This window comes from Streptomyces sp. NPDC059696 (genome assembly GCF_042733745.1).
GTDB lineage: Bacteria > Actinomycetota > Actinomycetes > Streptomycetales > Streptomycetaceae > Streptomyces.
The window spans coordinates 85,747-110,589 of sequence record NZ_JBHWFG010000029.1; the positions used below are offsets into that span (position 1 = coordinate 85,747).

Consider the following 24,843-nt stretch of genomic DNA (forward strand, 5'->3'; position numbering starts at 1 on the left):
GCGGTGGGCGGACGGGTCAGAGCTTTCCGCCCCGGCCGCCGTCGCGCCGGGCGGGTGCGATGAGCGTCGACAGGTAGGGAAGGGGCGCGTCGTCGAGGTCGGCGGCCCGGCGCACGGACTCCTCCGGCAGCCCGAGCGCCGATCCCCACACGGCGTCGGCGAGCCGCCCGGTCTCCCGCAGCGCCTCGGCGACCTCGTGCGCCTGCCGCCCGAACTTGTAGGCGACCACGGTCCCCGGCCCGGCCAGCGCGTCCTTCAGCACGCCCGACCCGGCGGTGACCGGCACGAGCGTGAGCGGCTCGGTTCCCTCGGTCAGCACGGCACCCGACCGGGCGGCCAGGTCCTGCATGGCGGTGATCCCGGGCACCGTCGAGACGACCGTCCCCGGCACCAGTTCGGTGATGGTCTGCGCGAGGTAGGTGAACGTCGAGTAGACGTTGGGGTCCCCGATCGTCGCGAAGGCCACCGACGCGTGCCGCCGCAGCAGCTCGGCGACCCGCTCGCCGGCCGCGTCCCAGGCCGCCTCGCGCCGCGCCCGGTCGCTGCGCTCGTTCAGCGCGAACACGACCCGGACGACCTTCTCCCCGGGCACGTAGTGCAGGACGGTCGCCTCGGCCCGTCCGGGCTCGCCGCCGTCCCGCCCGTCGGGAGCAGCCATCACGGGCACCACCACGACATCCGCCGCGCGCAGGGCGTTGACTCCCTTGACGGTCACCAGCTCCGGATCCCCGGGCCCCACCCCGACTCCGACCAGCCTGCTGCTCATGACGTCCGGCACCTCTCGACGAACCGACGGGCGACACCGGGCTCGGACGCCCAGTGCGTGTGCAGATAGCTCGCGTGCACACCGCGCTGTACAAAACCCTCGACCCGCGGCCGGGGGCTGCGGACCCCCCAGGCGGGCTCCGCCCCCGAGCCGGGCTCCGCCCCCGAGCCGGGCGCTACGGCGGTCCGGTGGAACTCGTGCCCGCGCATCCGCGTCCCGGCCGCCGCGAGCACGCTGTCGCTCACGGCCACGGCGTCCCGGTAGCCCAGCGTGAGCCGCTCGGTCATCCGCGCCGAGGCGTCCAGTACGCCGCACATCGGCAGCCCGTCCAGCTCCCGGCACAGATACAGCAACCCGGCGCACTCGGCGGCCACGGGAGCGCCGCTCGCCGCGAGGTCGGCAACGGCCTTGCGCAGGGGTTCGTTGGCGGACAGCTCGGCGGCATACACCTCGGGAAACCCGCCCCCGATCACCAACCCGGCGGTCCCCTCGGGCAGCTCCTCGTCCCGCAGCGGATCGAAGGTGACGACCTCCGCGCCGGCGGCGGTGAGCAGTTCGGTGTGCTCGGCGTAGGAGAAGGTGAACGCGGACCCACCGGCAACAGCGACGACGGGCGCCCGCGTCGCATCCGACCGCGTCGGGCCGCCGGGGGTGCTGCCCCAGGTGTCCGACCGCGTCGAGCCGATGGGAGTGGCTAGCGTTTCGTCCGACCGCGTCGGGCCGTCGGGGAGAGGGCCCCGTGCGTCCGGCCGCGTCGGGCCTGCAGGGGCCTGACGTCTGTCATCCGACCGTGTCGGGTGGTGGGCGGGCGAGGCGGGGGTCCAGGGGGCGGAGCCCCCTGGCACGGCCCCGGCTGCACGTGCCAGGGCTTCCAACGCCCCCAGGTCACAACCGTCCACGACCTGCGCGGCCATCGCGGCAACGGCCTCGACCGCCGCCCCCCGCCGCTCAGCCACAGGAACCAGACCAAGATGCCGCGACGGCGTGTCCACCTGCGGAGCCCGCCGCAACACCCCCAGCACCGGCACCCCCGCCTGCTCCAGCGCCTCCCGCAGCAGCTCCTCGTGCCGGTCCGAGGCGACCTTGTTCAGGATCACGCCCCCGACCCGCATCTGCGGGTCCCAGGAGGCGAACCCGTGCACCAGTGCCGCCACCGACCGTGACTGCGACGACGCGTCCACGACCAGCACCACCGGCGCCCCGAGCAGCTTCGCGACATGCGCCGTGGACGCGAGTTCTCCCTCGCCCGCGGCCCCGTCGTACAGCCCCATCACGCCCTCGACGACGGCGATGTCACACCCCCGCGCCCCGTGCAGGAACAGCGGCCCGACCAGCTCGGGCCCGCACAGGTACGCATCCAGGTTCCGTCCCACTCGCCCGGTCGCGAGCGCGTGGTACCCGGGGTCGATGTAGTCCGGCCCGACCTTGTGCGGGGACACGGCGAGCCCCCGCGCGGCGAACGCGGCCATCAGCCCCGTGGCGACGGTGGTCTTGCCGCTGCCCGAGGAGGGCGCGGCGATGACCAGCCGTGGGACGGAAGCACTCACCACTCGATGCCCCTCTGGCCCTTCTGGCCCGCGTCCATGGGGTGCTTGACCTTGGACATGTCGGTCACGAGGTCGGCGAAGTCCACGAGCTTCCCGGGCGCGTTCCGCCCGGTGATGACGACGTGCTGGGTCCCGGGCCGGTCCCGCAGCACCGAGATCACCTCGTCCGTGTCCACCCAGCCCCAGTGCATCGGGTAGGCGAACTCGTCGAGCACGTACAGCTTGTACGTCTCGGCCGCCAGGTCCCGCTTGACCTGCTCCCAGCCCTCCCGGGCCTTCTCCTCGTTGTCCATCTGCTGATCGCGCTGCACCCACGACCAGCCCTCGCCCATCTTGTGCCAGTCGACGGACCCGCCCTCGCCGGAGGCGCCGAGCACCCGCAGCGCGTTCTCCTCGCCGACCTTCCACTTCGCCGACTTGACGAACTGGAACACCCCGATGGGCCACCCCTGGTTCCAGGCGCGCAGCGCGAGCCCGAAGGCGGCGGTGGACTTGCCCTTGCCGACGCCCGTGTGGACGACGACCAGCGGCCGGTTCCGGCGCTGCCGGGTCGTCAGCCCGTCGTCGGGCACCACACTCGGCTGTCCCTGCGGCATTACGCGGCCCTCCTCTGCACGTCCTTCACCAGCCCGGCGATGCTGTCCGCCCGCAGCTCGCCCAATGTCACGGCCGTACCGCCCAGTTCACCCGCGAGCTGCCCGGCGAGTCCGAGCCGCACCGGCCCCGACTCGCAGTCCACGACGACGGAGGCGACCCCGTCGGCCGCGAACAGCCGCGCCGCACGCCCGGCCAGGGCGACCGGCTCCGGGCCGCCGGTGGCCCGCCCGTCCGTCACCACGACGACCAGCGGCCGCCGCGCGGGATCGCGCAGCCGCTCCACACGCAGCACGTCGTGCGCGCGCAGCAGCCCCGCCGCGAGCGGTGTGCGCCCGCCCGTCGGCAGCGTCTCCAGGCGGGCCGCCGCCGCGTCCACCGACGAGGTCGGGGGCAGCGCCACGTCCGCGTCCGTGCCGCGGAAGGTCACCAGGCCCACCTTGTCGCGCCGTTGGTAGGCGTCGAGCAGCAGCGACAGCACGGCGCCCTTCACGGCGCTCATCCGCTGCCGTGCCGCCATCGACCCGGAGGCGTCCACGACGAACAGCACGAGATTGCCCTCGCGCCCCTCGCGGGTGGCCTGCCGCAGATCGTCCCGGCGCACCACCAGGCCCGGCCCGGACCGTCCGCGCGCCCGCTGGTGCGGGGCCGCCGCCTGCACGGTCGCCGCCAGGTGCAGTTTGGTCAGGGCGCCCCGGGGCCGCCGGGCCCCGGTCGTCCGCCCGTGCTCGGTGCGCGCCCGCGAGCGCCGCCCGGCCGCACCCTCGCCGATCCCGGGCACACTCAGCACCTTGGTGCGAAACGGCTCCGACGCCCGCACGGCCGACTGCTCGCCGCCGCCCGAGGGCTGCGGCTGCCCGCCCTCGCCGGCCTCGGGCCGGGCCGCGGTGTCGCCGTCGCCCTGGGGCGCGTCGTCGGGTTCCGGCTGTCCGCCGCCCCCGCCGGGCCCGTCCGGGCCGCCGTCCGGGTCCGGGTCGTCGTCGTCCGAGCCGCCGAACTCCTCCAGGGTCTCGTCGAGCTTGTCCTCGTCGAGCCCCGGCGCGTCGAAGGGGTTGCGCCGCCGCCGGTGCGGCAGCGCCAGCAGCGCCGCCTGCCGGACGTCCTCCGCGAGCACGTCCGTGCGCCCGGCCCAGGCCGCCAGCGCCGTGGCGGTCCGCGCCATCACGATGTCGGCGCGCATGCCGTCCACCTCGAAGGCCGCGCAGGTCGCCGCGATCTGCCGCAGCGCCCCGTCGCCCAGCCGCACGGACGGCAGCAGCTCCCGCGCGGCGACGATCCGCGCCCGTACGGCGGCCTCCTCCTCGGCCCAGCGCGCGGCGAAGGCGGCCGGGTCCTCGTCGTAGGCCAGCCGCCGCCGGACCACCTCCACCCGCTGGTCCGGCTCCCGCGAGGCCGCGACCTCGACGGTCAGCCCGAACCGGTCGAGCAACTGCGGCCGCAGTTCGCCCTCCTCGGGGTTCATGGTGCCGACGAGCAGGAAGCGGGCCGCGTGCCGCACGGAGACGCCCTCGCGCTCGACGTACGAGGCGCCCATCGCGGCCGCGTCCAGCAGCAGGTCGACCAGGTGGTCGTGGAGGAGGTTGACCTCGTCGACGTAGAGGATCCCGCGGTGCGCGTCGGCCAGCAGGCCCGGCTCGAAGGCCTTCACGCCCTCCGCGAGCGCCCGCTCGATGTCCAGCGCGCCGACCAGCCGGTCCTCGGAGGCGCCGACGGGCAGTTCGACCATGCGGGCGGGCCGCTCGGCACCGCCGCCGGTCTCGTGGGGCCCGTCCGGGCACCCCGGGTCGGGGGAGGCGGGGTCGCAGGAGAAGCGGCAGCCGGGGACGACCGGGACCTCAGGCAGCAGCGCCGACAGCGCCCGCACCGCCGTCGACTTGGCCGTGCCCTTCTCGCCGCGCACCAGCACACCGCCGACCGCCGGGGACACGGCGTTCAGCAGCAGCGCGAGCCGCAGGTCGTCCTGGCCGACGACGGCCGTGAACGGAAAGGGGGTGCTCACTTCTCGTCGCCCTCCAGGTCGCCTTCGAGTTCCAGGTAGGTGGTGCGCAGCCGTTCCAGCGTCTCCGCGTCCGGCTCGGCCCACAGTCCGCGCTCCGCGGCCTCCAGCAGCCGCTCGGTGATGCCGCGCAGCGCCCAGGGGTTGGACTTCTTCATGAAGTCCCGGTTCTCCGGGTCGAAGACGTACTCGGCGCTGAGCTTCTCGTACATCCAGTCGTCGACCACGCCCGCAGTGGCGTCGTAGCCGAAGAGGTAGTCGACGGTCGCCGCCATCTCGAAGGCGCCCTTGTAGCCGTGCCGCCGCATGGCCGCCATCCAGCGCGGGTTGACCACCCGGGCGCGGAAGACGCGGTGCGTCTCCTCGCCGAGCGTGCGGGTCTTCACCTGGTCCGGGGTGGCCGAGTCGCCGACGTACGCCTCGGGGCTCGCGCCCGTCAGGTGCCGCACCATGGCGACCATGCCGCCGTGGTACTGGAAGTAGTCGTCGGCGTCGACGAGGTCGTGCTCGCGGGTGTCGACGTTCTTCGCGGCGACGGCGATCCGCTTGAACGCCGTCTCCATGTCCCCGCGCGCGGCCCGCCCGTCGAGCCCCCGCCCGTAGGCGTAGCCGCCCCACACCGCGTACACCTCGGCGAGGTCCGCGTCGGAGCGCCAGTTGCGGGCGTCGATCAGCGGCAGCAGACCGGCCCCGTAGGCGCCCGGCTTGGAGCCGAAGATGCGGGCCGTGGCCCGGCGGCGGTCGCCGTGCTCGGCGGTGTCCTGGTCGGCGTGTGCCCGGACGAAGTTGGACTCCGCCGGCTCGTCCAGCTCGGCGACCGTGCGCACCGCGTCGTCGATCAGGCCCACGACGTGCGGGAACGCGTCCCGGAAGAAGCCCGAGATGCGGACCGTCACGTCGATGCGCGGCCGGCCGAGCTCCGCGAGCGGGATCACCTCGCACCCGGTCACCCGGCGCGAGGCGTCGTCCCACACCGGCCGGCAGCCCAGCAGCGCCAGGATCTCGGCGATGTCGTCGCCCTGGGTGCGCATCGCCGAGGTGCCCCACACCGTCAGGCCGACGGACGTCGGGTACTCACCGGTGTCCTGCAGATACCGCTGCACCAGCGAGTCCGCGAGCGACTGCCCGACCTCCCAGCTCAGCCGGGACGGAATGGCCTTGGGGTCGACGGAGTAGAAGTTGCGGCCCGTCGGCAGGACGTTGACGAGCCCACGGGTCGGCGAACCGGAGGGGCCGGCCGGGACGTAACCGCCCCGCAGTGCCCGCAGGATGTGCCCGATCTCGTCGGTGGTCTTCTCCAGCCGGGGCACGACCTCGGTGCAGGCGAACTCCAGCACGGCGACGGCGTCGGGGAGTTCGGTGCCGAGGACCTCCCGGACCAGCGGCGCGCTCGCCTCGACCGCCCAGCCGCGCTCCTCCATGCCCTCGGCGATCCGCCGGCACAACTGCTCCAGCAGGTCGATCGCGTCGGCGGCGCTGCGGGCCGGGCCGTCCACCAGGTCCGTCAGCTCGACGGGCACCTTCACCGGAGCGCCCGGCTCGGCCAGCAGCTCCTTCTCCACCAGCCCGAAGTGCTCCGCCAGCGACGCCCGCAGGCCCGGCAGCGCGTTGGCCTGTCCGCCCCACACCTGCGAGGCGCGCAGCACGGCCAGCACGAGGTTCACGCGCGGCTCGCCGACCGGACCGCCGCCCAGGATGTGCAGGCCGTCGCGGATCTGCACGTCCTTGATCTCGCACAGATAGCCGTCGATGTGCATGACGAACTCGTCGAACTCCTCGTCGTCCGGCTGCTCGTCGACATGCAGGTCGTGGTGGAGTTCGGCGGCCTTGACCAGCGTCCAGATCTGGGCGCGCACGGTCGGGGCCTTCGCCGGGTCCAGATCGGAGACGAGGGCGTACTCGTCGAGGAGCTGCTCCAGCTTGGCCAGGTCGCCGTAGGTGTCGGCGCGGGCCATCGGCGGCACGAGGTGGTCGACGACCGTGGCGTGCCCGCGGCGCTTGGCCTGGGTGCCCTCGCCCGGGTCGTTGACGATGAACGGGTAGACCAGCGGCAGGTCCCCGAGGACCGCGTCCGGCGCGCAGCCGCCGCTGAGCCCGAGCCCCTTGCCGGGCAGCCACTCCATGGTGCCGTGCTTGCCCATGTGGACGATCGCGTCGGCGCCGAAACTGTTCTCCAGCCACCGGTAGGCCGCCATGTAGTGGTGGGACGGCGGCATGTCCGGGTCGTGGTAGATCGCGATCGGGTTCTCGCCGAAGCCGCGCGGCGGCTGGATCAGCACCACGACGTTCCCGAACTGCAGGGACGCCAGCACGATGTCGTCGCCGTCGACGTAGAGGCTGCCCGGCGGCTCGCCCCACGCCTCGGTCATGGCGTCCCTCAACTCCGGGTCGAGCTTCTCGAACCACGCCCGGTAGTCCGCCAGCGGCACCCGCGCGGGCGCGGCGGCCAGCTGCTCCTCCGTCAGCCACTCCACGTCGTGCCCGCCGGCGTTGATGAGCCGGTGGATCAGCTCGTCGCCCTCGTCCGGATGCCCCTCGACGACGTACCCGGCGTCCCGCAGCGCGTCCAGCACCCGCACCGCCGAGGCCGGGGTGTCGAGACCGACCGCGTTGCCGACCCGCGAGTGCTTGGTCGGGTAGGCGGTGAAGACCAGCGCGAGCTTCTTCTCGGCGTTCTCCTTGTGCCGCAGCCGCGCGTGCCGTACGGCGATGCCGGCGACGCGCCCCGCCCGCTCCGGGTCGGCGACGTAGACGGGCACGTCGTCCGGGCCCTGCTCCTTGAAGGAGAACGGCACGGTGATCAGCCGTCCGTCGAACTCCGGGATGGCCACCTGCATCGCGGCGTCCATGGGGGAGAGGGCGGCGTCCGAGTCCGACCAGGCCTGCCGCGACGACGTCAGGCACAGGCCCTGCAGCACGGGGATGTCGAGCTCGGCGAGGGCGCCGATGTCCCAGGCCTCCTCGTCGCCGCCCGCCGAGGCCTGCGAGGCGTGCGTGCCGCCCGCGGCGAGGACGGTCGCGACCAGGGCGTCGGCCTGCCTGAGGATCTCGTACAGCCCCGCGTCCGCGCCGCGCAGCGAACCGCAGTACACGGGCAGCGCGTTGGCGCCGCGCGCCTCGATCGCGTCGCACAGGGTGTCCACGAAGGCGGTGTTGCCGCTCAGTTCGTGGGCCCGGTAGAAGAGCACGCCGACGGTCGGGCGGCCCGGCACGAGCTCACGCTCGCCGTGGACGCCGTACTCGGGCATCTTCCGAGGCTCGTCGAAGCCCTCGCCCGTCAGCAGCACGGTGTCCGAGAGGAACCGGGCGAGTTCGGTCAGGTTGTCCGGGCCGCCCTCCACGAGGTACCTGAGCGCCTCGGCGACGACACCGGCCGGGACGGACGACTCGGCCATCAGCTCCGCGTCCGGCACGGCCTCGCCGCCCAGCAGCACGGTCGGGATGCCGGACGCCTTCAGCGCGGCGAGCCCGTCCTCCCAGGCCCGCTTGCCGCCGAGCAGCCGGACGACGGCGATGCCGGCCCCGTCCAGCAGGGCCGGAAGCTCCTCCCGGACGTCCACGCGGGTCGGGTTGCCGATCCGGTAGTCGGCACCTGAGGCGGCCCGGGCCGCCAGCAGGTCCGTGTCGGCGGTCGACAACAACAACACAGTGCTCATGCGGGTGCTCCCGGTGGAATGAAGGGCAGTCCTTGCGGCGCGCCGGACTCGATGAGCCGCCACAGCGCGTCGGTGTCCGCGTGCTGTTCGATCAGGTCGCCGAGCCGGTCGAGCTGCTCCTCGCGCAGCGCGGCGAACGAGGTGTCCGGCGCGGGCACGAAGCGGCGGCCCGCGGCGGCCGCCACCTCGCGCAGAAAGGCCCGCCGGAAGCCGTCCGACTCCAGTGAGCCGTGCCAGTGCGTGCCCCAGGTCTGGCCGACCCGGCAGCCGTCCAGGAAGGGGTCTCCGCCGGTGACGTCGGCGACCCCGTGGTGGATCTCGTAACCCTCGACGTGCTCCCCGAGGGCCTCCCCGGACGGCCGGGTGAGGGTCTTCTCGCGGGCGAACCGCACCCGTACGGGCAGCATCCCGAGCCCGTCGACGTGGCCCCGGCGGCTCTCCACGTCGTCCTCGATGTGCTCGCCGAGGATCTGGAAGCCGCCGCAGATGCCGAGCACGGGCCGCTGCTCGGCGGCCCTGCGGACCAGGGCGTCGGCCAGCCCGCGCTCGCGCAGCCACTCCAGCGCCCGGACCGTCCCGCGGGTGCCGGGCACGATGACGAGGTCGGCGTCGGACAGCTCCTCCGGCCGGTCCACGAACCGCACCACGACGCCCGGTTCGGCGGCCAGGGCGTCCACGTCGGTGAAGTTGGACATCAGCGGCACGGCGCAGACCGCGACGCGCAGCACGTCCTCGCCGACCGGCGGGGCGACGACGGACTCCCGCACCACCCCCCGCAGGGAGACCCTGAGGCCGTCCTCCTCGTCGATCCCGAGCCCGTGCCGGAACGGCAGCACGCCGTACGTCCTGCGCCCCGTGAGGCCGTGCAGCATCTCCAGACCCGGCTCCAGCAGGGAGACGTCCCCGCGGAACTTGTTGACGAGGAACCCGGCGACACAGGCCTGGTCCTCGGGCGACAGCAGCGCCACCGTCCCGAAGAACGAGGCGAACACCCCGCCCCGATCGATGTCGCCGACGACGAGCACGGGCAGCCCGGCGTTCCGGGCGATCCCCATGTTCACGATGTCCGTCCGCCGCAGATTGATCTCGGCGGGAGAACCGGCCCCCTCACAGATCACCGCGTCATACGTGCCCCGCAACTGCTCCAGGCAGTCCAGCACCGTCCCGAGCAGCCGCTGTTGGCGTCCGCCGTGGTAGCCACGCGCGCTCATCTCCCCGACCGGCTTGCCCAGCAGCACGACCTGACTGCTCTGCTCGCCGCCGGGCTTGAGCAGCACCGGGTTCATCAGCGCGGTCGGCTCGACGCGGCAGGCCTGCGCCTGCATGGCCTGGGCCCGTCCGATCTCGGCCCCCTCCGTCGTCACGAAGGAGTTCAGGGACATGTTCTGTGCCTTGAAGGGCGCGACCTTGACGCCTTGGCGCACCAGCCACCGGCAGATACCGGCGGTCACGACGCTCTTGCCGGCGTCGGAGGTGGTGCCGGCAACGAGAAGCCCACCGCTCATGTCATTTCCCCCACTTCAGCGACCACGGGCCCCGGAGCGACGGCGCACTCCCGAGCAACCGCGCACTCCCGAGCAACCGCGCATTCCCGAGCAACCGCGCATTCCCGAGCGACCGCGCGCTCCTGGACGACGGCGCACTACTGGACGACCGCGTACTCATCAGCAACCGCGCGCCCGCGCACACCCCGAGCGCGAGCCATGTCACGCGCTGCGACAGCCGCACGGCCCGTTCGACGTCCTGCGTACCGACGGCACGCCCCCGCGTGTTCAGCACGGGACGGTGCTCCACCCGCCCGCCGTACGAGAGCGTCCCGCCGAGCCGCACCCCGAGCGCCCCGGCGAACGAGGCCTCCACGGGCCCCGCGTTGGGACTCGGATGCCTGTCCGCGTCGGCCCGCCAGGCCCGCACGGCCCCCCGCGGATCCGGCCCGGCCAGAGCGGCGAGCACGGCGGTCAGCCGCGCTCCCGGCCACCCCGCGAGGTCGTCCAGCCGCGCGGAGGCCCACCCGTAGCGGCGGTAGCGGGCCGACTTGTGCCCGACCATGGCGTCCAGGGTGTTGACGGCCCGGAACCCCAGCAGCCCCGGCACCCCGCCGACGGCCCCCCACACCAGCGCCCCCACCACCGCGTCGGAGGTGTTCTCGGCGACGGACTCGACCACGGCCCGGGCCATGCCGTCGGCGTCGAGGGCCTGCGGATCGCGGCCGCACAGGTGCGGCAGCCGCGCCCGGGCCGCCTCGACGTCCCCGGCCTCCAGCGCCTGCCCGATGGTGCGCGCCTCCCGGGCGAGTGAAGTCCCCCCGACGACGGCCCAGGTGGCGGCAGCGGTCAGCGCCGCGGAGGCGGCGGGGGAGGTGCGCACGGCACGCGCGGCGACGGACCCGAGGGCGACGGCCCCGCCGGCACACACGGCGGTGTGCAGCGCGCCCCACCCGCGGTGGTCCCGCCACAACACCCGTTCCACGGCACCCGCGGCCCGTCCGAACGCGGCGACCGGATGCCCCCGGCGAGGATCACCGAGCAGCAGGTCACCGATCAGACCGGCGGCGGCGCCGTACGCGAAGACGCGACCGGCACCCATGGGCTCAGCCGGCCAGGAGGGCGGGCAGGGGTGGGGTGGTGAACCTCGATCGGCAGCCGCGCATGGCGATATGTGTCCTCACTCAGGGTGTCCACGCCCTGGTTCGACGAGATCGGCGGTGAGAGTTCCTGGCTCCCGGGGATTGCTACCCCGGTGACAGTGGCGGGACCGCGCCGGACTTTCACCGGCTTCCTCTCCTGCCGCCGTACTGGCCCCGGCAGTCCACCACGGCCGGGAACGGCCGTCAACTTGCCGTTGACCTGCGAGGGGAGAGTGTGGAGAACCCCACATCGCCCCCTGCCCCCACACGACGACCGGGCGGCACAGGACCTCAAGTCCCGTGCCGCCCGGCGGACACGATGTGCGGTGCGGCGCTCAGGCCACGATCAGGTAGATCCCGTACCCCACGGCCACCGCACACGCCGCGAAGCACGCGTACGCGCCGGTGACCGCGAGACTCGCGGACCCGCCCTCGGCGACCGCCCGCTCGCGGCGCGAGAGACCGGTGATGCCGAGGGTGAACAGGCCGACGAGGGCCACGGTGACCACGAGGCTGACGCCGAAGACGGAGCCGAGGGCCGCCCAGTCGATCTTCATATCCGAGACTCTTCCTTGTAACCGGTGGCGGTCAGACCGTGGTGGTCGTGGTCGGCGTGCGCTCGGCGGTGGCCTGCGCCGGGAACGAGGGGACCGGGTCCTCCGACGCCGGGGCCGTGCCGCCCACCGGCGGCGGCGTCACCGCGGCGATCGCGGTGGTCACCACACCGGCAGGCTCGGCGTCAGCGGTGTCGTTGACGTTGGTGTGGTCGACCACCTCACGCCGCGACAGCTTCCAGATCGCCGCGCTGGAGGCGATGAGGAAGACGGCCACCACCGCGGTGCCCCAGCTGCCGAAGCCGGTGACGTACTCGGCGAGCGCGCCCACCAGGGCCGCGGCCGGCAGGGTCAGACCCCACGCGACGAACATCCGCGTCGCGGTGGACCAGCGGACCACGCCGCCCTTGCGGCCGAGCCCGGCACCCATCACCGAACCGGACACGGAGTGCGTCGTGGAGAGGGAGAAACCGAGGTGCGAGGAGGCCAGGATGACCGTGGCCGCGGAGGTCTGGGCGGCGAAGCCCTGCTGCGGCTGGAGGTCGGTCAGTCCCTTGCCCATGGTGCGGATGATGCGCCAGCCGCCCAGGTAGGTGCCGAGCGCGATGGCGAGACCCGCCGAGAGGATGACCCACATGGGCGGGTCCGAGTCGGGCGCCACGGCGCCGCCGGCGACCAGCGCGAGGGTGATGATGCCCATCGTCTTCTGGGCGTCGTTGGTGCCGTGGGCCAGGGAGACCAGGCCGGCGGAGGCGATCTGACCGGTCCGGTAGCCCTTCTTGGACGCCTGGCTCTCGGCCTTGCTGCCGAGGGAGTACGTCAGCCGCGTGGCGAGCATCGCCGCGATGCCCGCGACCAGCGGGGCGGCGATCGCCGGAATCAGCACCTTGGTGACCAGCACGTCTCCGTGCACCGCGCCGATGCCCGCCGAGGCGATCGTGGCACCGATCAGACCGCCCATGAGGGCGTGGGAGGAGCTGGAGGGCAGACCGACGAGCCAGGTCAGCAGGTTCCAGAGGATCGCGCCGACCAGTGCGGCGAAGATGACCTCGGGCCGGATGCCGGCCTCGTCGACGAGGCCCTTGGAGATCGTGTTGGCGACTTCGACGGACAGGAAGGCGCCGACCAGGTTGAGGACCGCGGACATGGCCACAGCGACCTTGGGCTTCATGGCGCCCGTGGAAATGGTCGTGGCCATCGCGTTCGCGGTGTCGTGGAAACCGTTCGTGAAATCGAACGCGAGTGCGGTTACCACCACAATCGCGAGGATCAGCGAGAAGCTTTCCATTTACCCAGGCAATCGTTCGAGGTCATTGGCGCGACGAACGTAGGCAACCTGAGTGAACGGAAGATGAACTGAGAGGGGCGCAGGGGTGACCGCAAGAGGGGGTTCGGGGTTCCGCCCGGCACGGCCGCCCGGCGCCCCGGCGGCCGACCGCCGGGAGTGTTCCATTTCACCCGGATGAGTGACCCGTCGAACGGATCCCGATCACACGCCACGGTCACACGCCACGGTGTCACCGCGGTCGTGTACGACGCATGCCCTGAAGCGCGCCCCGAAGTCCCCCGCACCGCAGCGCTGCGAGCGCCCGCCTGGCAGGATCGCGGCATGGCTGAGCGGCGAGGCGACGGGCGGGGCACAGCGGACGTACCGGACGCACCGGACGCGACGGCCGTGACGGACCCGACGGACGTGACGGACCCGACGGACGTGACGGACGTGACGGACGTACCGGGGGGCGGGGCGGATGCGGGGGAGCCGCGCCGCGGGTCCGTGCGCCCCGAGGAGGCACGCGCCTGGGGCGACCTCGTCGCGACGGCCCGCCGGACGGTGGCGGAGGGCCTCGTCGTCGGCACGTCCGGCAACGTCTCGGTGCGCGTCGGGGACACCGTCCTGGTCACCCCGTCGGGCGTTCCCTACGACCGGCTGACGCCCGACGACGTGACGGGCGTCGACCTGGACGGCCGGCAGGTCCTCGGTACCCTCGTCCCGACCAGCGAGCTGCCCATGCATCTCGCCGTCTACCGCACGACCGGCGCCCGGGCCGTCGTCCACACCCACGCCGTGCACGCCACGGCCGTCTCGACGCTCGTGACCGAGCTGCCGCTGATCCACTACATGGCCGCCGCGCTCGGCGGCCCCGTCCGCGTCGCCCCCTACGCCACCTACGGCAGCGACGAGTTGGCCGAGAACATGCTCCACGCCCTCACCGGCCGCTCCGGCTGCCTGCTCCAGAACCACGGCACCCTCACCCACGGCACCACCCTCGCCCAGGCCTACGACCGCACCGCCCAGCTGGAGTGGATGTGCCGCCTGTGGCTCACCGCCTCCTCGGTGCCCGGCCTGGCCCCGAGCCTGCTGTCCCGCGAGCAGCTGACGGAGGTCGCGGAGCGCCTGCGCGGCTACGGCCAGCGCGACTGAGCCACCCGCCAGCCCGCCACCGAGACCACCGAACACCCCACCGCCAGCACCACCGCACACCCCGCTGCCAGCCCGTCACCGAGACCACCGGACACCCCGCCGCCAGCCCGTCACCGTCACCACCGCACGCCCGCCGCCCCCCGTCACCACCGCACACCCCGCCGCCAGCCCGCCACCGTCACCACCGCGCCCCCCGCACGCTCGCCGCGGGCACCACCGCACCACCGCACCACCCCGCCGCTCCGTCCCACTGGTCGGCTGCCCGGTCCGCCGGGACACTTGGAGGCGTGCGCACTGTCAGAGCGACGGCCGCTGCCGTCACCGCCGTGATCGGGGCCGGTGCCGCCGCGGTGGCCGCCGGCCGGCTCGCCAGCGACGCCGCGCTCAAGGCACCCCCCGGCAGGCCCCTGCCGACCGAACCGCGGCTCACCGTGCACGGCACCGCCGCCGGGCAGATCAGCCTCACCCGGGACCTCGCCGCCCTGCGCCCCGGCCGCTACGGACTCTCCGGCGACGGCTCCCACGCCGTCGTCGGCCCCGTCCTGACCGGCGTCCGGCATCCCGCCGACACCGTCGTGCGCCGCCTGGAGAGCGTCACCCACGGCACGCTGACATCCGGTGACAAGGTCTGGCTCACCCCGAACGTGTACGTCGGCAACCCCGGCACCGCCCTCGGACTCGAACACGCCGACATCGACGTCCCCGGCGAACTCGGCCCTCTGCCCGCGTGGTTCGTACCGGGCAAGCGGGACACCTGGGTGATCGCCGTGCACGGTCTGGGCACCACCCGGGAACTCGCCATGAACGTCATGGGGTTCCTGCACCGCAGCCACATCCCGGTGCTCGCCCTCGCCTACCGCGGCGACCTGGGCGCACCCCGCCCGCCCGACGGCCTGAACCACCTCGGCGAGACCGAGTGGCGCGACCTCGACGCGGCCATCCGCTACGCCGTGCGCTACGGCGCCCGGCAGGTCGTCCTGCACGGCTGGTCGACCGGCGCCACCATGGCCCTGCGCGCCGCCGCGCACTCGGGGCTGCGCGACCGCGTCGCCGGGCTGGTCCTCGACTCCCCGGTGCTCAGCTGGGAGACCACCCTGCGTGCCCTCGCCTCGGCCCGCCGCACCCCCGGCGCGCTGCTGCCCCTCGCGGTCCGCGCCGCCCAGGGCCGCACCGGACTGACCGGCGACCGCGCCGCCGACAAGGACCCCTCGCACGGACTGCGCGTCCCGGTCCTGCTCTTCCACGGCCCGGACGACACCGTCGCCCCCTGGGGGCTGTCCCGCCGGTTCGCCGACGCCCGGCCCGACCTGGTGGCCCTGCGCACCGTCGCCCACGCCCCGCACGGAGCCCTGTGGAACGCCGACCCGGAGGCCTACGAGGAGGCGCTCCGGCGCTTCCTCACGCCCTTGATGTGACCCGGCCGCGGCCCGCCCCGTGACGCCCCGCTCGCGGCGGCGTTTCCACACCCCCCGTTCACGCCCCCTTCGCCCGGCCGCAACCACGTCCCGTCCCGCCCCGCGCCGACCGGTCGCCACCCTTCCGTTTAGTGCCGTACCACTGGCCAGTTCCCGGCCCTCGACCACTCCCGCGGGCCGGTGCGTTGGCCATCCCCGTCGCCCGCGGTGACATTCCGTTTGGGTTTTCGGACCGTCAACCGGAAGACTGCCCCCGTGACGTCCCGTATCCCGCGCGACTCCAGGCTCCGACTCGTCCGCCCGCGACCCCTGGCCGCCGCCCCACCACCGATGAACCAGCGGCGCTCGCGCCGCCCCGCGCCGCGCCCCCCGGAGGGCACCCCGGCACCGGCGGAACTGGCCAGAATGGCACGCTCAGGTCTCGCCGCCGCGGCCCGCGTGGCCCGCTGGGCGGACAGGACGCTCGGCCCCGGCCGGGACAGCGCCACCGACGACGGCAAGGCCACCCTCTCCGACGCGACCGCCGAACGGGCCGCCCGCGATCTGGGCCTGACCCCGGCTCAGGTCAGAGCCGACTGGGACACCGCCCGCCTCGCCGGACTCATCGAGGTGCACGGCGACACCGCACGCCCCGGCTGGCGGCTGCGCGCCTGGGACCGCGACGACAGCGCCGTGCTGCGCGGCTGGGTCGCCCTCTTCGACGCCTGGTCGCTCGCCTACCCGGAGCCCGAGGGCCACGAGCCCGCCGCCGTCGCCGAGGTCGTCTCCGCCATCCCGCAGACGCTGACCTTCCTCCAGCTGTCCGCCGGCCCGGTCCCCGTGGAGCAGCTCCTCGATCTCCTGGAGCAGCGCGTCACCGAGCTGCGCACCGCCCGCTGCGAGATCCCCTACGGACCCCAGCCCGAGCCGCAGGCCGAACCGGAGCCCTCCGACGCCCCGCTCGCCCCGCTGCTCGACTGGGCCCTGCGCGCCCTCGCCTCCGTCGGAGCCCTCACCTACGGCGACGGCCAGGCCACCCTCACCCCCCTCGGCAACTGGGCCGTCTGGGTCAAGCTGGAGCAGATCTGCGTCGCCGCGCAGAGCCCCGCCGGGAACATCGAGCAGGCCGCCGAGGACATGCTCCGCGGCTGCGCCCAGCTGCGCCCCAACGCGGCCCGCGCCGAGTACCGCGCCTGGCTCGCCGCCCGGCCCGTCGGCAGCGCCGTCACCGAGCTGCTCGGCGCCGCCCGCGGCGAGGACGCCCTGCTGCGCGGCCTCGCCTTCGAGGCGCTGCGCGTGGTCGGCGCTCCCGCCGAGCCGGACGTCCGCGGCGTGCTGGACGAGCCCACGCTCAGGCCGTACGCGCTGCTGTGGCTGGCCGAGCACGACGGCGCGGACCCCGAGGACGCCCATGAGGTCCTCACCCGCGCGGAGGCCACCTGGCTGTGGGTGGACACCGCCGCCGCCGTCGCCGACCACGGTGAGGCGCCGCTGCTGGTGCGCCACTTGGAGTCGGCCGTGCAGCCGACCGTCCCGATGCTGCTGGACGAGGTGCGCGCCGTGGGCCACCCGCGCACGGTGCAGGTCCTGGTCGCCCTCGCCGCCGCACACCCCGACCCGGCCCTGGCCAAGGCGGTCCGCCGCGCCGCCTTCCAGGTGCACACCGGCGGCAGCTAGGGCCACTCGGGCCGGACGGCGCCCGGCGCGGTGCTAGACCGCCGTCTCGGGCGCGTAGGTCCCGAAGCTCCAGACGTTGCCCTCGACGTCCCGGGCCATGTAGTCCCGGGAGCCGTAGTCCTGGTCCGTCGGGGGCATGAGGATCTCCACGCCGTGGTCCACGGCGTGGCGGTGGTGCGCGTCGACGTCGTCCACCACCACGTACACCCCGGTGGTGCCGGCGTCCTTCATGGCCGCGTCGAACACACCGCCCCGGCCCTTGGAGCCGATCATCACCGCCCCGTTGCCCTGCGCCAGCTCGGCGTGCAGCACCGAGCCGTCCTCGCCCTCGTACACCGACAGCTCCGTGAAGCCGAGGGCCTCCGTGAGCTGCCGGATCGCCGCCTTGGCGTCCGCGTACAGCAGCGTCGGGTAGATGCTCGGACGCCCGCCGGACGTACCTGCCATGGCGATCACTTCCTCGTGTCTCGCGGGGCTGTACCGCCCAGTGTTCCACCGCACACCGACAACGGCCCGGCCACCGACAACGGCCCGGCCACCGGCGACGGCCCGCCGTCCGGCCGCCGTTGATCGAACACCCGCACACAGAAAAAGTGGTTGCACGCCCCCGTTAGACTGTCCCCCATGGCCATTCTCCTCGCGCATTAGACGGCGGGAACGCCCGCCCGTCGCCCGCCACCGCCCTTCCAACGGCGCGCCACGCGCGGCACCCCCTGATCCGTCCATCCCGCCCCCGTATCCGCCCTGGAGTCTGTCCGTGATCTCCGCCTCCGGTATCGAGCTGCGCGCCGGTGCCCGCGTCCTCATCGAAAACGCCTCGTTCCGCATCGCCAAGGGCGACCGCATCGGCCTGGTCGGCCGCAACGGCGCGGGGAAGACCACCCTCACCAAGTGCCTCGCGGGCGAGGGCATGCCCGCCGGCGGCACCATCACCCGCTCCGGCGAGGTCGGCTACCTCCCGCAGGACCCCCGCACCGGCGACCTCGACATCCTCGCCCGCGACCGCATCCTGTCCGCGCGCGGCCTGGACGTGCTGATCCGCAAGATGCGCGACAACGAACAGCGCATCGCCAACGGCACGGGCGCCACCCGCGACAAGGCGCTCAAGCAGTACGAGCGCCAGGAGACGGAGTTCCTCACCAAGGGCGGGTACGCCGCCGAGGCCGAGGCCGCCACCATCGCCGCCGCGCTCAACCTGCCCGACCGGGTGCTCGGGCAGCCCCTGCACACCCTCTCCGGCGGTCAGCGCCGCCGCATCGAGCTGGCCCGGATCCTCTTCTCCGACGCGGACACCCTGCTGCTCGACGAGCCCACGAACCACCTCGACGCCGACTCGATCGTCTGGCTGCGCGACTACCTGAAGACCTACCGCGGCGGCTTCATCGTGATCTCCCACGACGTCGACCTCGTGGAGACGGTCGTCAACAAGGTGTTCTACCTGGACGCCAACCGGGCCCAGATCGACATCTACAACATGGGCTGGAAGCTCTACCAGCAGCAGCGCGAGGCCGACGAGAAGCGCCGCAAGCGCGAGCGGCAGAACGCCGAGAAGAAGGCCTCCGCGCTGCACTCGCAGGCCGACAAGATGCGGGCCAAGGCCACCAAGACGGTCGCCGCGCAGAACATGGCCCGCCGTGCGGACAAGCTGCTGGCCGGCCTGGAGGCCGAGCGCAAGTCCGACAAGGTCGCCAGGCTGCGCTTCCCCGAGCCCTCCCCTTGCGGCAAGACCCCGCTCATGGCCGAGGGGCTCTCGAAATCGTACGGCTCGCTGGAGATCTTCACCGACGTCGACCTGGCCATCGACAAGGGCTCGCGCGTCGTCATCCTCGGCCTCAACGGCGCCGGCAAGACGACCCTGCTCCGCCTCCTCGGCGGCGCGGAGGAGCCCGACACCGGCAAGGTCATCCAGGGCCACGGCCTCAAGCTCGGCTACTACGCCCAGGAGCACGAGACGCTCGACCCCGAGCGCACGGTCCTGGAGAACATGCGCTCGGCCGCCCCCGACCTGGACCTGGTCGACGTCCGCAAGACGCTCGGCTCGTTCCTGTTCTCCGGCGACGACGTCGACAAGCCGGCCGGGGTGCTCTCCGGCGGCGAGAAGACCCGCCTCGCGCTGGCCACCCTCGTGGTGTCGTCGGCCAACGTGCTGCTCCTCGACGAGCCGACCAACAACCTCGACCCGGCCAGCCGGGAGGAGATCCTCGGCGCGCTGCGCACCTACAAGGGCGCGGTCGTCCTCGTCACGCACGACGAGGGCGCGGTCGAGGCGCTCCAGCCGGAGCGGATCATCCTGCTGCCGGACGGCGTCGAGGACCTGTGGGGCGCCGACTACGCGGACCTCGTCGCCCTGGCCTGAGCGGCACCTCGCTTGATCGAATGCGTGATCAACGGCGTATGGATCATTCGGCCCAGCGGTGATCCATCATCTGTGTGAGATCTCCTCGTACCGAGGTGTGTCCTACATCGATTTCGCGGCCGAGTCCCCGATTCTTCGGGGCTCGGCCGCGGCGCCTTTCTGACCTGGCCTTTTCTCTTGCCATCCGTTCGGGCGTACGGACACCGCCCGTCGGAATTCCACATTCCGCATGTGGGGACGCGCTCCCGTCGTCACAACCTTGTCTCACGGACCTTGCCGAATGGGTGGCCATGAGGGCCCGGAGGGGTGATCATGAGGAGACCAGAGCGCACTTCCCATGAGGAGGCACGGGTGGCCGAGACTCTGAAGAAGGGCAGCCGGGTGACCGGCGCCGCGCGCGACAAGCTCGCGGCAGACCTGAAGAAGAAGTACGACGCCGGTGCGAGCATCCGGGCGTTGGCCGAGGAGACCGGCCGCTCGTATGGCTTTGTGCACCGCATGCTCAGTGAGTCGGGCGTCACGCTGCGAGGGCGTGGCGGGGCGACCCGGGGCAAAAAGGCCACGGCCTGACCCCGGGTGGCCCCACGGCTCCGATGGTGGCCACCCGGTCGGTCGACTGATCGCCCGGGTGGTTACTGTGCAGTCACTTAAGCGTGCCTGCCCACGGCGGTTCCGCCGTCGTACGGGCACGTAAGACCGCACACATCGGAGGCGTCCCATGGCTTCGCCCGACAAGGACTTCGTTCCCGTACTCGACAAGGACGGCGTACGGCTCACCGTCGACGACGCGATCGCCACGGTGACGCTGACCAACCCGGACAAGCGCAACGCGCAGAGCCCCGCTCTGTGGCGGGCGCTGGCCGAGGCCGGTCGGCAGTTGCCGGGCTCCGTCCGTGTCGTGGTGCTGCGGGCCGAGGGCAAGTCCTTCTCGGCCGGGCTCGACCGGCAGGCGTTCACGCCCGAGGGCTTCGACGGGGAACCGTCGTTCATCGACCTCGCGCGCGGCTCCGACACCGAGTTGGACGCGACCATCGCCGAATACCAGGAGGCGTTCACCTGGTGGCGGCGCAGCGACATCGTCTCCGTCGCCGCTGTCCAGGGGCATGCCATCGGGGCGGGCTTCCAGCTCGCCCTCGCCTGCGACCTGCGCGTCGTCGCCGACGACGTGCAGTTCGCCATGCGCGAGACCAGCCTCGGACTGGTGCCCGACCTGACGGGCACTCATCCGCTGGTGGGGCTCGTCGGCTACGCCCGCGCGCTGGAGATCTGCGTGACCGGGCGCTTCGTCGCGGCCGAGGAGGCCGTGAACACCGGCCTCGCCAACCTCGCCGTGCCTGCCGGGCAGCTGGACGACACGGTCCGCGACCTCGTCTCGGCCGTGCTGGCCGCGCCCCGCGACGCCGTCATCGAGACCAAGGCCCTGCTGCGCGGCGCGCAGGACCGCACGTACGAGGAGCAGCGCGCGGCCGAGCGCCAGTCCCAGGCCCGCAGGCTGCGGGACCTCGCGGGCGTCGAGGCCTGAGCCACGCCGACAAGCCCCCCGGACGCACGACCGGCCCCAAGCGGCCCGCCACAGGCCTCCCGTTCCACCACCGATGACGAGCGCTCACCACGACCGCCACGGTCGGCGGTCCGCGGGGGCACCGGTCAGGCGAGGGCCACTGACGACGGCCGTCACGGTCGGCTGACCGGGGAACGCCGGTGAGGCGAGGGCACTCACCACGACCCCCACCGTCGGCTGTCCGCGGGGGCACTTGTCAGGCGAGGGCGCTCACGACGACCGCCACGGTCGGCTGTCCGCGGGGGCACCGGTCACGCGAGGGCACTCACGACGGCCGCCACGGTCGGCTGTCCGTGTGAAAACCGGTCAGGCGACGGCACTCACCACGACCGCCACCGTCGGCTGTCCGAGGGAGCACCGGTCAGGCGATCGCGCTCACCACGACCGCCACCGTCGGGTGATCCGACAGCGTCCGCCTGACCGCTGTCCGGACCTCGCGGGCCACGTCCCTGGCCCGCCGGTCCGCGCTCACCGCCAGCTCCAGCCGGACATGGCGGTGGGGCAGTGCCGCACCCTCGGGGAACAGCAGCTCGATGTGCACGGGGTGGCCCAGTGTGCCGGTCAGACGCAGGACACCCGGCACGCCGAGCGCGGCGTCGGCCACCCGGGCCTCGTCGTCGCCCTCGGCCCGCGCGGTGGCCGGGGGCTCGGGCAGGGCGGCGGCGGGTCCGCGGTCCGCCGGTTCCGCCTCGTCCAGCAGTCCCGTCACCCGCAGATCCACCTCCGTCACCGTCAGCCCGAGCCGCCGGTCCGCCGCGGCCGCCAGCGCCTCCCGCAGCGCCGCTGCCGTCGCCGGCAGGGGCCGCGAGGCCGTCGCGGCGATCTCCGCCGTCACCCGCAGCGGCCCCGGCGGCAGCGCACTCGGCGGAGCCGGTACCACCGGCTCGGCGGTGTCCGCCGCGTCGGCGACCGCGACGCGGAGCGCGTCGAGGCGCACGCCCGGCGCGTCCCGTGCCGCACTCCGCAGCACCGCCTCCACCGCCCGCTCCGTGATCCACGCGCCGTCCCGCGCGTCACCCAGCGGCAGGAGCCTGCCGATTCCCAGCTGATGTCTCACTGCCTGCGTCCATCGGTCGGCCGTCATTCCTCCAGCCTGCCGCATCAGAGGCGCGCTCCCACGCAACCGTGCTTACGGTGGTCCCAGGACGACGACCGAAAAGGACGTGCGGCGATGACTGACATGACCGAGAACCGGGGCGGGGAGTCCGAGACGGCGGCGGCGCGCAGGAGCCCGCTGGTCAAGCGCGGGGGAGGGGACCCGGGTTCCCGGGGCCGGACGACCATCGCGGACGGCGTGGTGGAGAAGATCGCCGGGCTCGCCGCACGCGACGTCGACGGCGTGCACGCCATGGGCAGCGGTCTGTCCCGCACCTTCGGCGCCGTGCGCGACCGGGTGCCCGGCGGCGCCAAGTCGGTGACGCGCGGGGTGAAGGCGGAGGTCGGCGAGGTCCAGGCCGCCCTCGACCTGGAGATCGTCGTCGAATACGGCGTGTCGATCGCCGATGTGGCCCGGGGCGTGCGGGAGAACGTCATCAACGCCGTGGAGCGGATGACCGGTCTCGAGGTCGTCGAGGTCAACATCGCGGTGAGCGACGTGAAGCTGCCGGACGAGGAGGAAGAGGAACCGGAGCGCCGGATCCAGTGAGGCACGGGCCAACGGACAACACAGCGGCTAGGGAGCTGAGAAGCGCATGAGCATGGCCGTGGTCGGCATGATCGCCGGCATGGCGCTGGCCTTCGCCGGATACTTCGGCGGATTCGGTGCCTTCGTGCTGGTGGCGGCATTGGGCGCCGTCGGCTTCGTCGTCGGCCGGTTCCTGGACGGGGACATGGACTTCGGGGACTTCTTCCGCGTCCGTGAACGGCGGCGGTGACGCCCGTGAGCACGGGGGCCGGTGCACTCGACAGACCACTGCCCGTGGTCCCGCCGGGCGAGCGCGGCGGGACGCGGATCGCCGACCGGGTCGTCGCGAAGATCGCCTCGCAGGCGGCCCGCGAGGCCGTCGGCACGCTGCCACCCGGCGCCGGACGGCCCTCCGCGTCCGTCGTCGTGCACCACGAAGTCGCCCACGTCCGGGTCAACGTCGAACTCGACTACCCCTGCGACATCGGCGCCCGCTGCCGCAGCGTGCGGCACCGGGTCGTCGAGCGGGTGGAGGCCCTGGTGGGCATGCAGGTGCCGGAGGTCGTCGTCCAGGTGGAGCGGCTGCACCTGGTCGCGGCGCTCGGCACGGTTCAGGGGAGGACGCGATGAGCGAACCCGGGGACCGGGAACAACCGCCCGAGGGCACCACGCGGCGACTGCCCGTCCTGGACGAGCGGGAGCCGCACGACGGCGGCGAACCCGGCACGACCGACGCGTCGGACGCCCAGGAGCCACCGGCCGAAACCGGTGAGGACGGCGGCCGCGAAAGCCGCTTCTGGTCGGCGCGCCGCGTCCCCGCGGCCGTCGTCGCCCTGCTGCTCCTGGGCCTGATCGGGCTGTTCCTCTACGACATCGTCTCCGTGCGCGCGGGCCGGCCCGGTATGTACTGGCGCAAGGAGCTGGCCCGGCAGCTGGCCGAACGGCCCCTCGACGACACCTGGGTGCTTGTCGGTGCCGGTGTCACCGCCGTCCTCGGCCTGTGGCTGCTGGTCCTCGCCGCCACACCCGGCCTGCGGGCCGTGCTCCCCATGCGGCGCAGACACCCCGAGGTCCGTGCCGGACTGCACCGGGACGCCGCCGCCACCGCGCTGCGCGACCGGGCCATGGAAGTGGCCGGTGTGCAGTCGGCACGCGTGCGGGTGCGCCGCAGACGGGCGGACGTGCGCGCGGTGGCGCACTTCAGGGAAGTGGACGACGTACGGACCGATCTGGACGCCGTGCTCGCCGACGCGGTCAAGGGGCTGGGGCTGTCCCGTACGCCCTCGCTGTCGGTGCGCGTCCGGCGGCCCGGCCGGAAGGGGTGAGCGAGCGTGCTCCCGATCGTCAACCGCGTGGTCCTCGGCCTGGTGGGCCTGGTCCTGCTGGTGCTGGGCGGCTCCGTCCTCGCCGTCGGCCTGGGCGCCCCCGTGCCCTCGTGGTGGATCCACGACAGCAAGCACGACGTGCTGCTGAGCAACGCCGAGCGCACCCGCTGGCAGGACGAGAGCTGGTGGTGGCCGGTCGTCATCGCCGTCCTGGCGGTCCTGCTGCTGCTCGCCCTGTGGTGGCTCGTCGCGGTCCTGCGCCGGCGCAGGACCGCCGAGGTCCTCGTCGACACCGGCGACGGCGACGGAGCCCTGCTGCGCGGCCGGGCCCTGGAGGACGTCCTCACCCAGGAGGCGGCCCGTATCGACGGCGTGGACGGAGCCCACGCCCACCTGAAGGGACGCCGCAGCAGCCCCGAGGCCCACGTACGCCTCGCACTGGAGCCGCACGTGGACCCGGGGACGGCGTTGACCGACTTCACGACCGGCGCCCTGGCCCACGCGAAGACATCGGCGGGTCTCGACTCCCTTCCGGCCGAGCTACGCCTGCGGGGCGTCAAGCACGGCGCGGAGAGGGTGAGTTGACGCCCCACCACCGCCGGCGCGCACCCGGGGCGCGCGGGGCGGGACCGCGGTGCGGCTCCGCCGCGGGGGGGCCGCCCCCCCCCCCCCCCCCCGCGGGCGGCGACGGGCAGAACCCCAGGCGGGCGGCACCGGCGACAGGCACCCAAAAACCCCGAAGATA

Annotated in this window: 22 protein-coding genes and 1 riboswitch; of the genes, 11 read left to right on the forward strand and 11 right to left on the reverse strand. The window is 73.6% G+C overall.

Going from position 1 to position 24,843, the window contains the following annotated elements:
- Window positions 1-16: 16 nt before the first annotated feature.
- The 9 genes from cobI to ACFV20_RS27820 all read right to left on the reverse strand — a co-directional run bounded on the left by cobI (window position 17) and on the right by ACFV20_RS27820 (window position 13,027).
- On the reverse strand, window positions 17-766 hold the full coding sequence (cobI, locus tag ACFV20_RS27780; protein ID WP_385661054.1) for a precorrin-2 C(20)-methyltransferase: 750 nt from the start codon (window positions 764-766) through the stop codon (window positions 17-19).
- Window positions 763-2,313, reverse strand: coding sequence for a cobyrinate a,c-diamide synthase (locus ACFV20_RS27785; RefSeq protein ID WP_385661058.1), 1,551 nt, complete (start codon window positions 2,311-2,313; stop codon window positions 763-765). Before ACFV20_RS27785 ends, cobI begins: the two co-directional genes overlap by 4 nt.
- Window positions 2,310-2,909, reverse strand: a complete 600-nt coding sequence (gene cobO / locus ACFV20_RS27790; protein WP_053670752.1) for a cob(I)yrinic acid a,c-diamide adenosyltransferase — start codon at window positions 2,907-2,909, stop codon at window positions 2,310-2,312. The genes ACFV20_RS27785 and cobO overlap by 4 nt, the downstream gene beginning before the upstream one ends.
- A complete protein-coding gene (locus ACFV20_RS27795) occupies window positions 2,909-4,906 on the reverse strand; it encodes a putative cobaltochelatase (RefSeq protein ID WP_385661062.1) in 1,998 nt (665 codons plus the stop codon). The genes cobO and ACFV20_RS27795 overlap by 1 nt, the downstream gene beginning before the upstream one ends.
- The gene (cobN, locus tag ACFV20_RS27800; protein ID WP_385661065.1) at window positions 4,903-8,559 is read right to left on the reverse strand and encodes a cobaltochelatase subunit CobN; all 3,657 of its coding nucleotides are present in this window, start codon (window positions 8,557-8,559) and stop codon (window positions 4,903-4,905) included. Before cobN ends, ACFV20_RS27795 begins: the two co-directional genes overlap by 4 nt.
- Window positions 8,556-10,064, reverse strand: coding sequence for a cobyric acid synthase (locus ACFV20_RS27805; protein WP_385661068.1), 1,509 nt, complete (start codon window positions 10,062-10,064; stop codon window positions 8,556-8,558). Before ACFV20_RS27805 ends, cobN begins: the two co-directional genes overlap by 4 nt.
- Before the next feature lies 1 nt (window position 10,065).
- Complete coding sequence (locus ACFV20_RS27810; protein ID WP_385661071.1) at window positions 10,066-11,145, reverse strand: cobalamin biosynthesis protein; 1,080 nt, start codon at window positions 11,143-11,145, stop codon at window positions 10,066-10,068.
- A gap of 100 nt (window positions 11,146-11,245) precedes the next feature.
- Window positions 11,246-11,379, reverse strand: a riboswitch (cobalamin riboswitch).
- A 141-nt stretch (window positions 11,380-11,520) separates the two neighbouring features.
- Window positions 11,521-11,742: a hypothetical protein gene (locus ACFV20_RS27815; RefSeq protein ID WP_385661074.1), complete on the reverse strand. Its 222-nt coding sequence runs from the start codon at window positions 11,740-11,742 to the stop codon at window positions 11,521-11,523.
- A gap of 31 nt (window positions 11,743-11,773) precedes the next feature.
- Complete coding sequence (locus ACFV20_RS27820) at window positions 11,774-13,027, reverse strand: anion permease (RefSeq protein WP_385661077.1); 1,254 nt, start codon at window positions 13,025-13,027, stop codon at window positions 11,774-11,776.
- A gap of 321 nt (window positions 13,028-13,348) precedes the next feature.
- Here ACFV20_RS27820 and ACFV20_RS27825 point away from each other — a divergent pair, with 321 nt between their 5' ends.
- The 3 genes from ACFV20_RS27825 (at window position 13,349) to ACFV20_RS27835 (ending at window position 17,232) form a co-directional block, all read left to right on the forward strand.
- Complete coding sequence (locus tag ACFV20_RS27825; RefSeq protein ID WP_385661080.1) at window positions 13,349-14,161, forward strand: class II aldolase/adducin family protein; 813 nt, start codon at window positions 13,349-13,351, stop codon at window positions 14,159-14,161.
- A 287-nt stretch (window positions 14,162-14,448) separates the two neighbouring features.
- A complete protein-coding gene (locus ACFV20_RS27830; RefSeq protein WP_385661082.1) occupies window positions 14,449-15,576 on the forward strand; it encodes an alpha/beta hydrolase family protein in 1,128 nt (375 codons plus the stop codon).
- A 405-nt stretch (window positions 15,577-15,981) separates the two neighbouring features.
- On the forward strand, window positions 15,982-17,232 hold the full coding sequence (locus ACFV20_RS27835) for a hypothetical protein (protein WP_385661085.1): 1,251 nt from the start codon (window positions 15,982-15,984) through the stop codon (window positions 17,230-17,232).
- 33 nt (window positions 17,233-17,265) lie between these two features.
- Here ACFV20_RS27835 and ACFV20_RS27840 read toward each other — a convergent pair whose 3' ends face one another.
- Window positions 17,266-17,679, reverse strand: coding sequence for a VOC family protein (locus ACFV20_RS27840; RefSeq protein ID WP_385661088.1), 414 nt, complete (start codon window positions 17,677-17,679; stop codon window positions 17,266-17,268).
- A gap of 310 nt (window positions 17,680-17,989) precedes the next feature.
- On the opposite strand from ACFV20_RS27840, the gene ACFV20_RS27845 reads away from it, so the two are divergent.
- From ACFV20_RS27845 to ACFV20_RS27855, 3 genes are all read left to right on the forward strand, one after another.
- The gene (locus tag ACFV20_RS27845; protein WP_385661091.1) at window positions 17,990-19,588 is read left to right on the forward strand and encodes an ABC-F family ATP-binding cassette domain-containing protein; all 1,599 of its coding nucleotides are present in this window, start codon (window positions 17,990-17,992) and stop codon (window positions 19,586-19,588) included.
- Between the two features lie 351 nt (window positions 19,589-19,939).
- Window positions 19,940-20,158 (forward strand): helix-turn-helix domain-containing protein, encoded by a 219-nt coding sequence (locus ACFV20_RS27850; protein WP_010037790.1) that lies wholly within the window; start codon window positions 19,940-19,942, stop codon window positions 20,156-20,158.
- A gap of 148 nt (window positions 20,159-20,306) precedes the next feature.
- Window positions 20,307-21,110 (forward strand): enoyl-CoA hydratase/isomerase family protein, encoded by an 804-nt coding sequence (locus ACFV20_RS27855; RefSeq protein ID WP_385661094.1) that lies wholly within the window; start codon window positions 20,307-20,309, stop codon window positions 21,108-21,110.
- Window positions 21,111-21,510: 400 nt separating this feature from the next.
- Here the strand turns inward: ACFV20_RS27855 and ACFV20_RS27860 are convergent, their stop codons facing one another.
- Entirely contained in the window at window positions 21,511-22,233 is a 723-nt protein-coding gene (locus ACFV20_RS27860) for a nucleopolyhedrovirus P10 family protein (RefSeq protein WP_385661097.1), read from the reverse strand.
- Between the two features lie 87 nt (window positions 22,234-22,320).
- On the opposite strand from ACFV20_RS27860, the gene ACFV20_RS27865 reads away from it, so the two are divergent.
- From ACFV20_RS27865 to amaP, 5 genes are read left to right on the forward strand one after another with little or no spacing between them, the layout of a single operon-like run.
- The gene (locus ACFV20_RS27865; protein ID WP_381112587.1) at window positions 22,321-22,794 is read left to right on the forward strand and encodes an Asp23/Gls24 family envelope stress response protein; all 474 of its coding nucleotides are present in this window, start codon (window positions 22,321-22,323) and stop codon (window positions 22,792-22,794) included.
- A 46-nt stretch (window positions 22,795-22,840) separates the two neighbouring features.
- Window positions 22,841-23,023 carry a hypothetical protein gene (locus ACFV20_RS27870; RefSeq protein WP_033310926.1) on the forward strand — a complete coding sequence of 61 codons (183 nt, stop codon included), beginning with the start codon at window positions 22,841-22,843 and terminating at the stop codon, window positions 23,021-23,023.
- Entirely contained in the window at window positions 23,020-23,403 is a 384-nt protein-coding gene (locus tag ACFV20_RS27875) for a hypothetical protein (protein WP_385661101.1), read from the forward strand. Before ACFV20_RS27870 ends, ACFV20_RS27875 begins: the two co-directional genes overlap by 4 nt.
- Window positions 23,400-24,098 carry a DUF6286 domain-containing protein gene (locus ACFV20_RS27880; protein ID WP_385661104.1) on the forward strand — a complete coding sequence of 233 codons (699 nt, stop codon included), beginning with the start codon at window positions 23,400-23,402 and terminating at the stop codon, window positions 24,096-24,098. Before ACFV20_RS27875 ends, ACFV20_RS27880 begins: the two co-directional genes overlap by 4 nt.
- A gap of 6 nt (window positions 24,099-24,104) precedes the next feature.
- Window positions 24,105-24,683, forward strand: coding sequence for an alkaline shock response membrane anchor protein AmaP (gene amaP / locus ACFV20_RS27885; protein ID WP_385661107.1), 579 nt, complete (start codon window positions 24,105-24,107; stop codon window positions 24,681-24,683).
- Window positions 24,684-24,843: the final 160 nt, after the last annotated feature.

What these genes read in the sequence shown, in the direction of transcription:
- ACFV20_RS27870 (WP_033310926.1), top strand. Translation starts at nt 22,841, where the DNA reads ATGAGCATGGCCGTGGTCGGCATGATCGCCGGCATGGCGCTGGCCTTC.
- cobO (WP_053670752.1), bottom strand. Translation starts at nt 2,909, where the DNA reads ATGCCGCAGGGACAGCCGAGTGTGGTGCCCGACGACGGGCTGACGACC.
- ACFV20_RS27840 (WP_385661088.1), bottom strand. Translation starts at nt 17,679, where the DNA reads ATGGCAGGTACGTCCGGCGGGCGTCCGAGCATCTACCCGACGCTGCTG.
- ACFV20_RS27860 (WP_385661097.1), bottom strand. Translation starts at nt 22,233, where the DNA reads ATGACGGCCGACCGATGGACGCAGGCAGTGAGACATCAGCTGGGAATC.
- ACFV20_RS27825 (WP_385661080.1), top strand. Translation starts at nt 13,349, where the DNA reads ATGGCTGAGCGGCGAGGCGACGGGCGGGGCACAGCGGACGTACCGGAC.
- ACFV20_RS27865 (WP_381112587.1), top strand. Translation starts at nt 22,321, where the DNA reads ATGACTGACATGACCGAGAACCGGGGCGGGGAGTCCGAGACGGCGGCG.
- ACFV20_RS27855 (WP_385661094.1), top strand. Translation starts at nt 20,307, where the DNA reads ATGGCTTCGCCCGACAAGGACTTCGTTCCCGTACTCGACAAGGACGGC.
- ACFV20_RS27805 (WP_385661068.1), bottom strand. Translation starts at nt 10,064, where the DNA reads ATGAGCGGTGGGCTTCTCGTTGCCGGCACCACCTCCGACGCCGGCAAG.
- ACFV20_RS27820 (WP_385661077.1), bottom strand. Translation starts at nt 13,027, where the DNA reads ATGGAAAGCTTCTCGCTGATCCTCGCGATTGTGGTGGTAACCGCACTC.
- cobN (WP_385661065.1), bottom strand. Translation starts at nt 8,559, where the DNA reads ATGAGCACTGTGTTGTTGTTGTCGACCGCCGACACGGACCTGCTGGCG.
- ACFV20_RS27815 (WP_385661074.1), bottom strand. Translation starts at nt 11,742, where the DNA reads ATGAAGATCGACTGGGCGGCCCTCGGCTCCGTCTTCGGCGTCAGCCTC.
- ACFV20_RS27880 (WP_385661104.1), top strand. Translation starts at nt 23,400, where the DNA reads ATGAGCGAACCCGGGGACCGGGAACAACCGCCCGAGGGCACCACGCGG.
- ACFV20_RS27810 (WP_385661071.1), bottom strand. Translation starts at nt 11,145, where the DNA reads ATGGGTGCCGGTCGCGTCTTCGCGTACGGCGCCGCCGCCGGTCTGATC.
- ACFV20_RS27835 (WP_385661085.1), top strand. Translation starts at nt 15,982, where the DNA reads ATGGCACGCTCAGGTCTCGCCGCCGCGGCCCGCGTGGCCCGCTGGGCG.
- cobI (WP_385661054.1), bottom strand. Translation starts at nt 766, where the DNA reads ATGAGCAGCAGGCTGGTCGGAGTCGGGGTGGGGCCCGGGGATCCGGAG.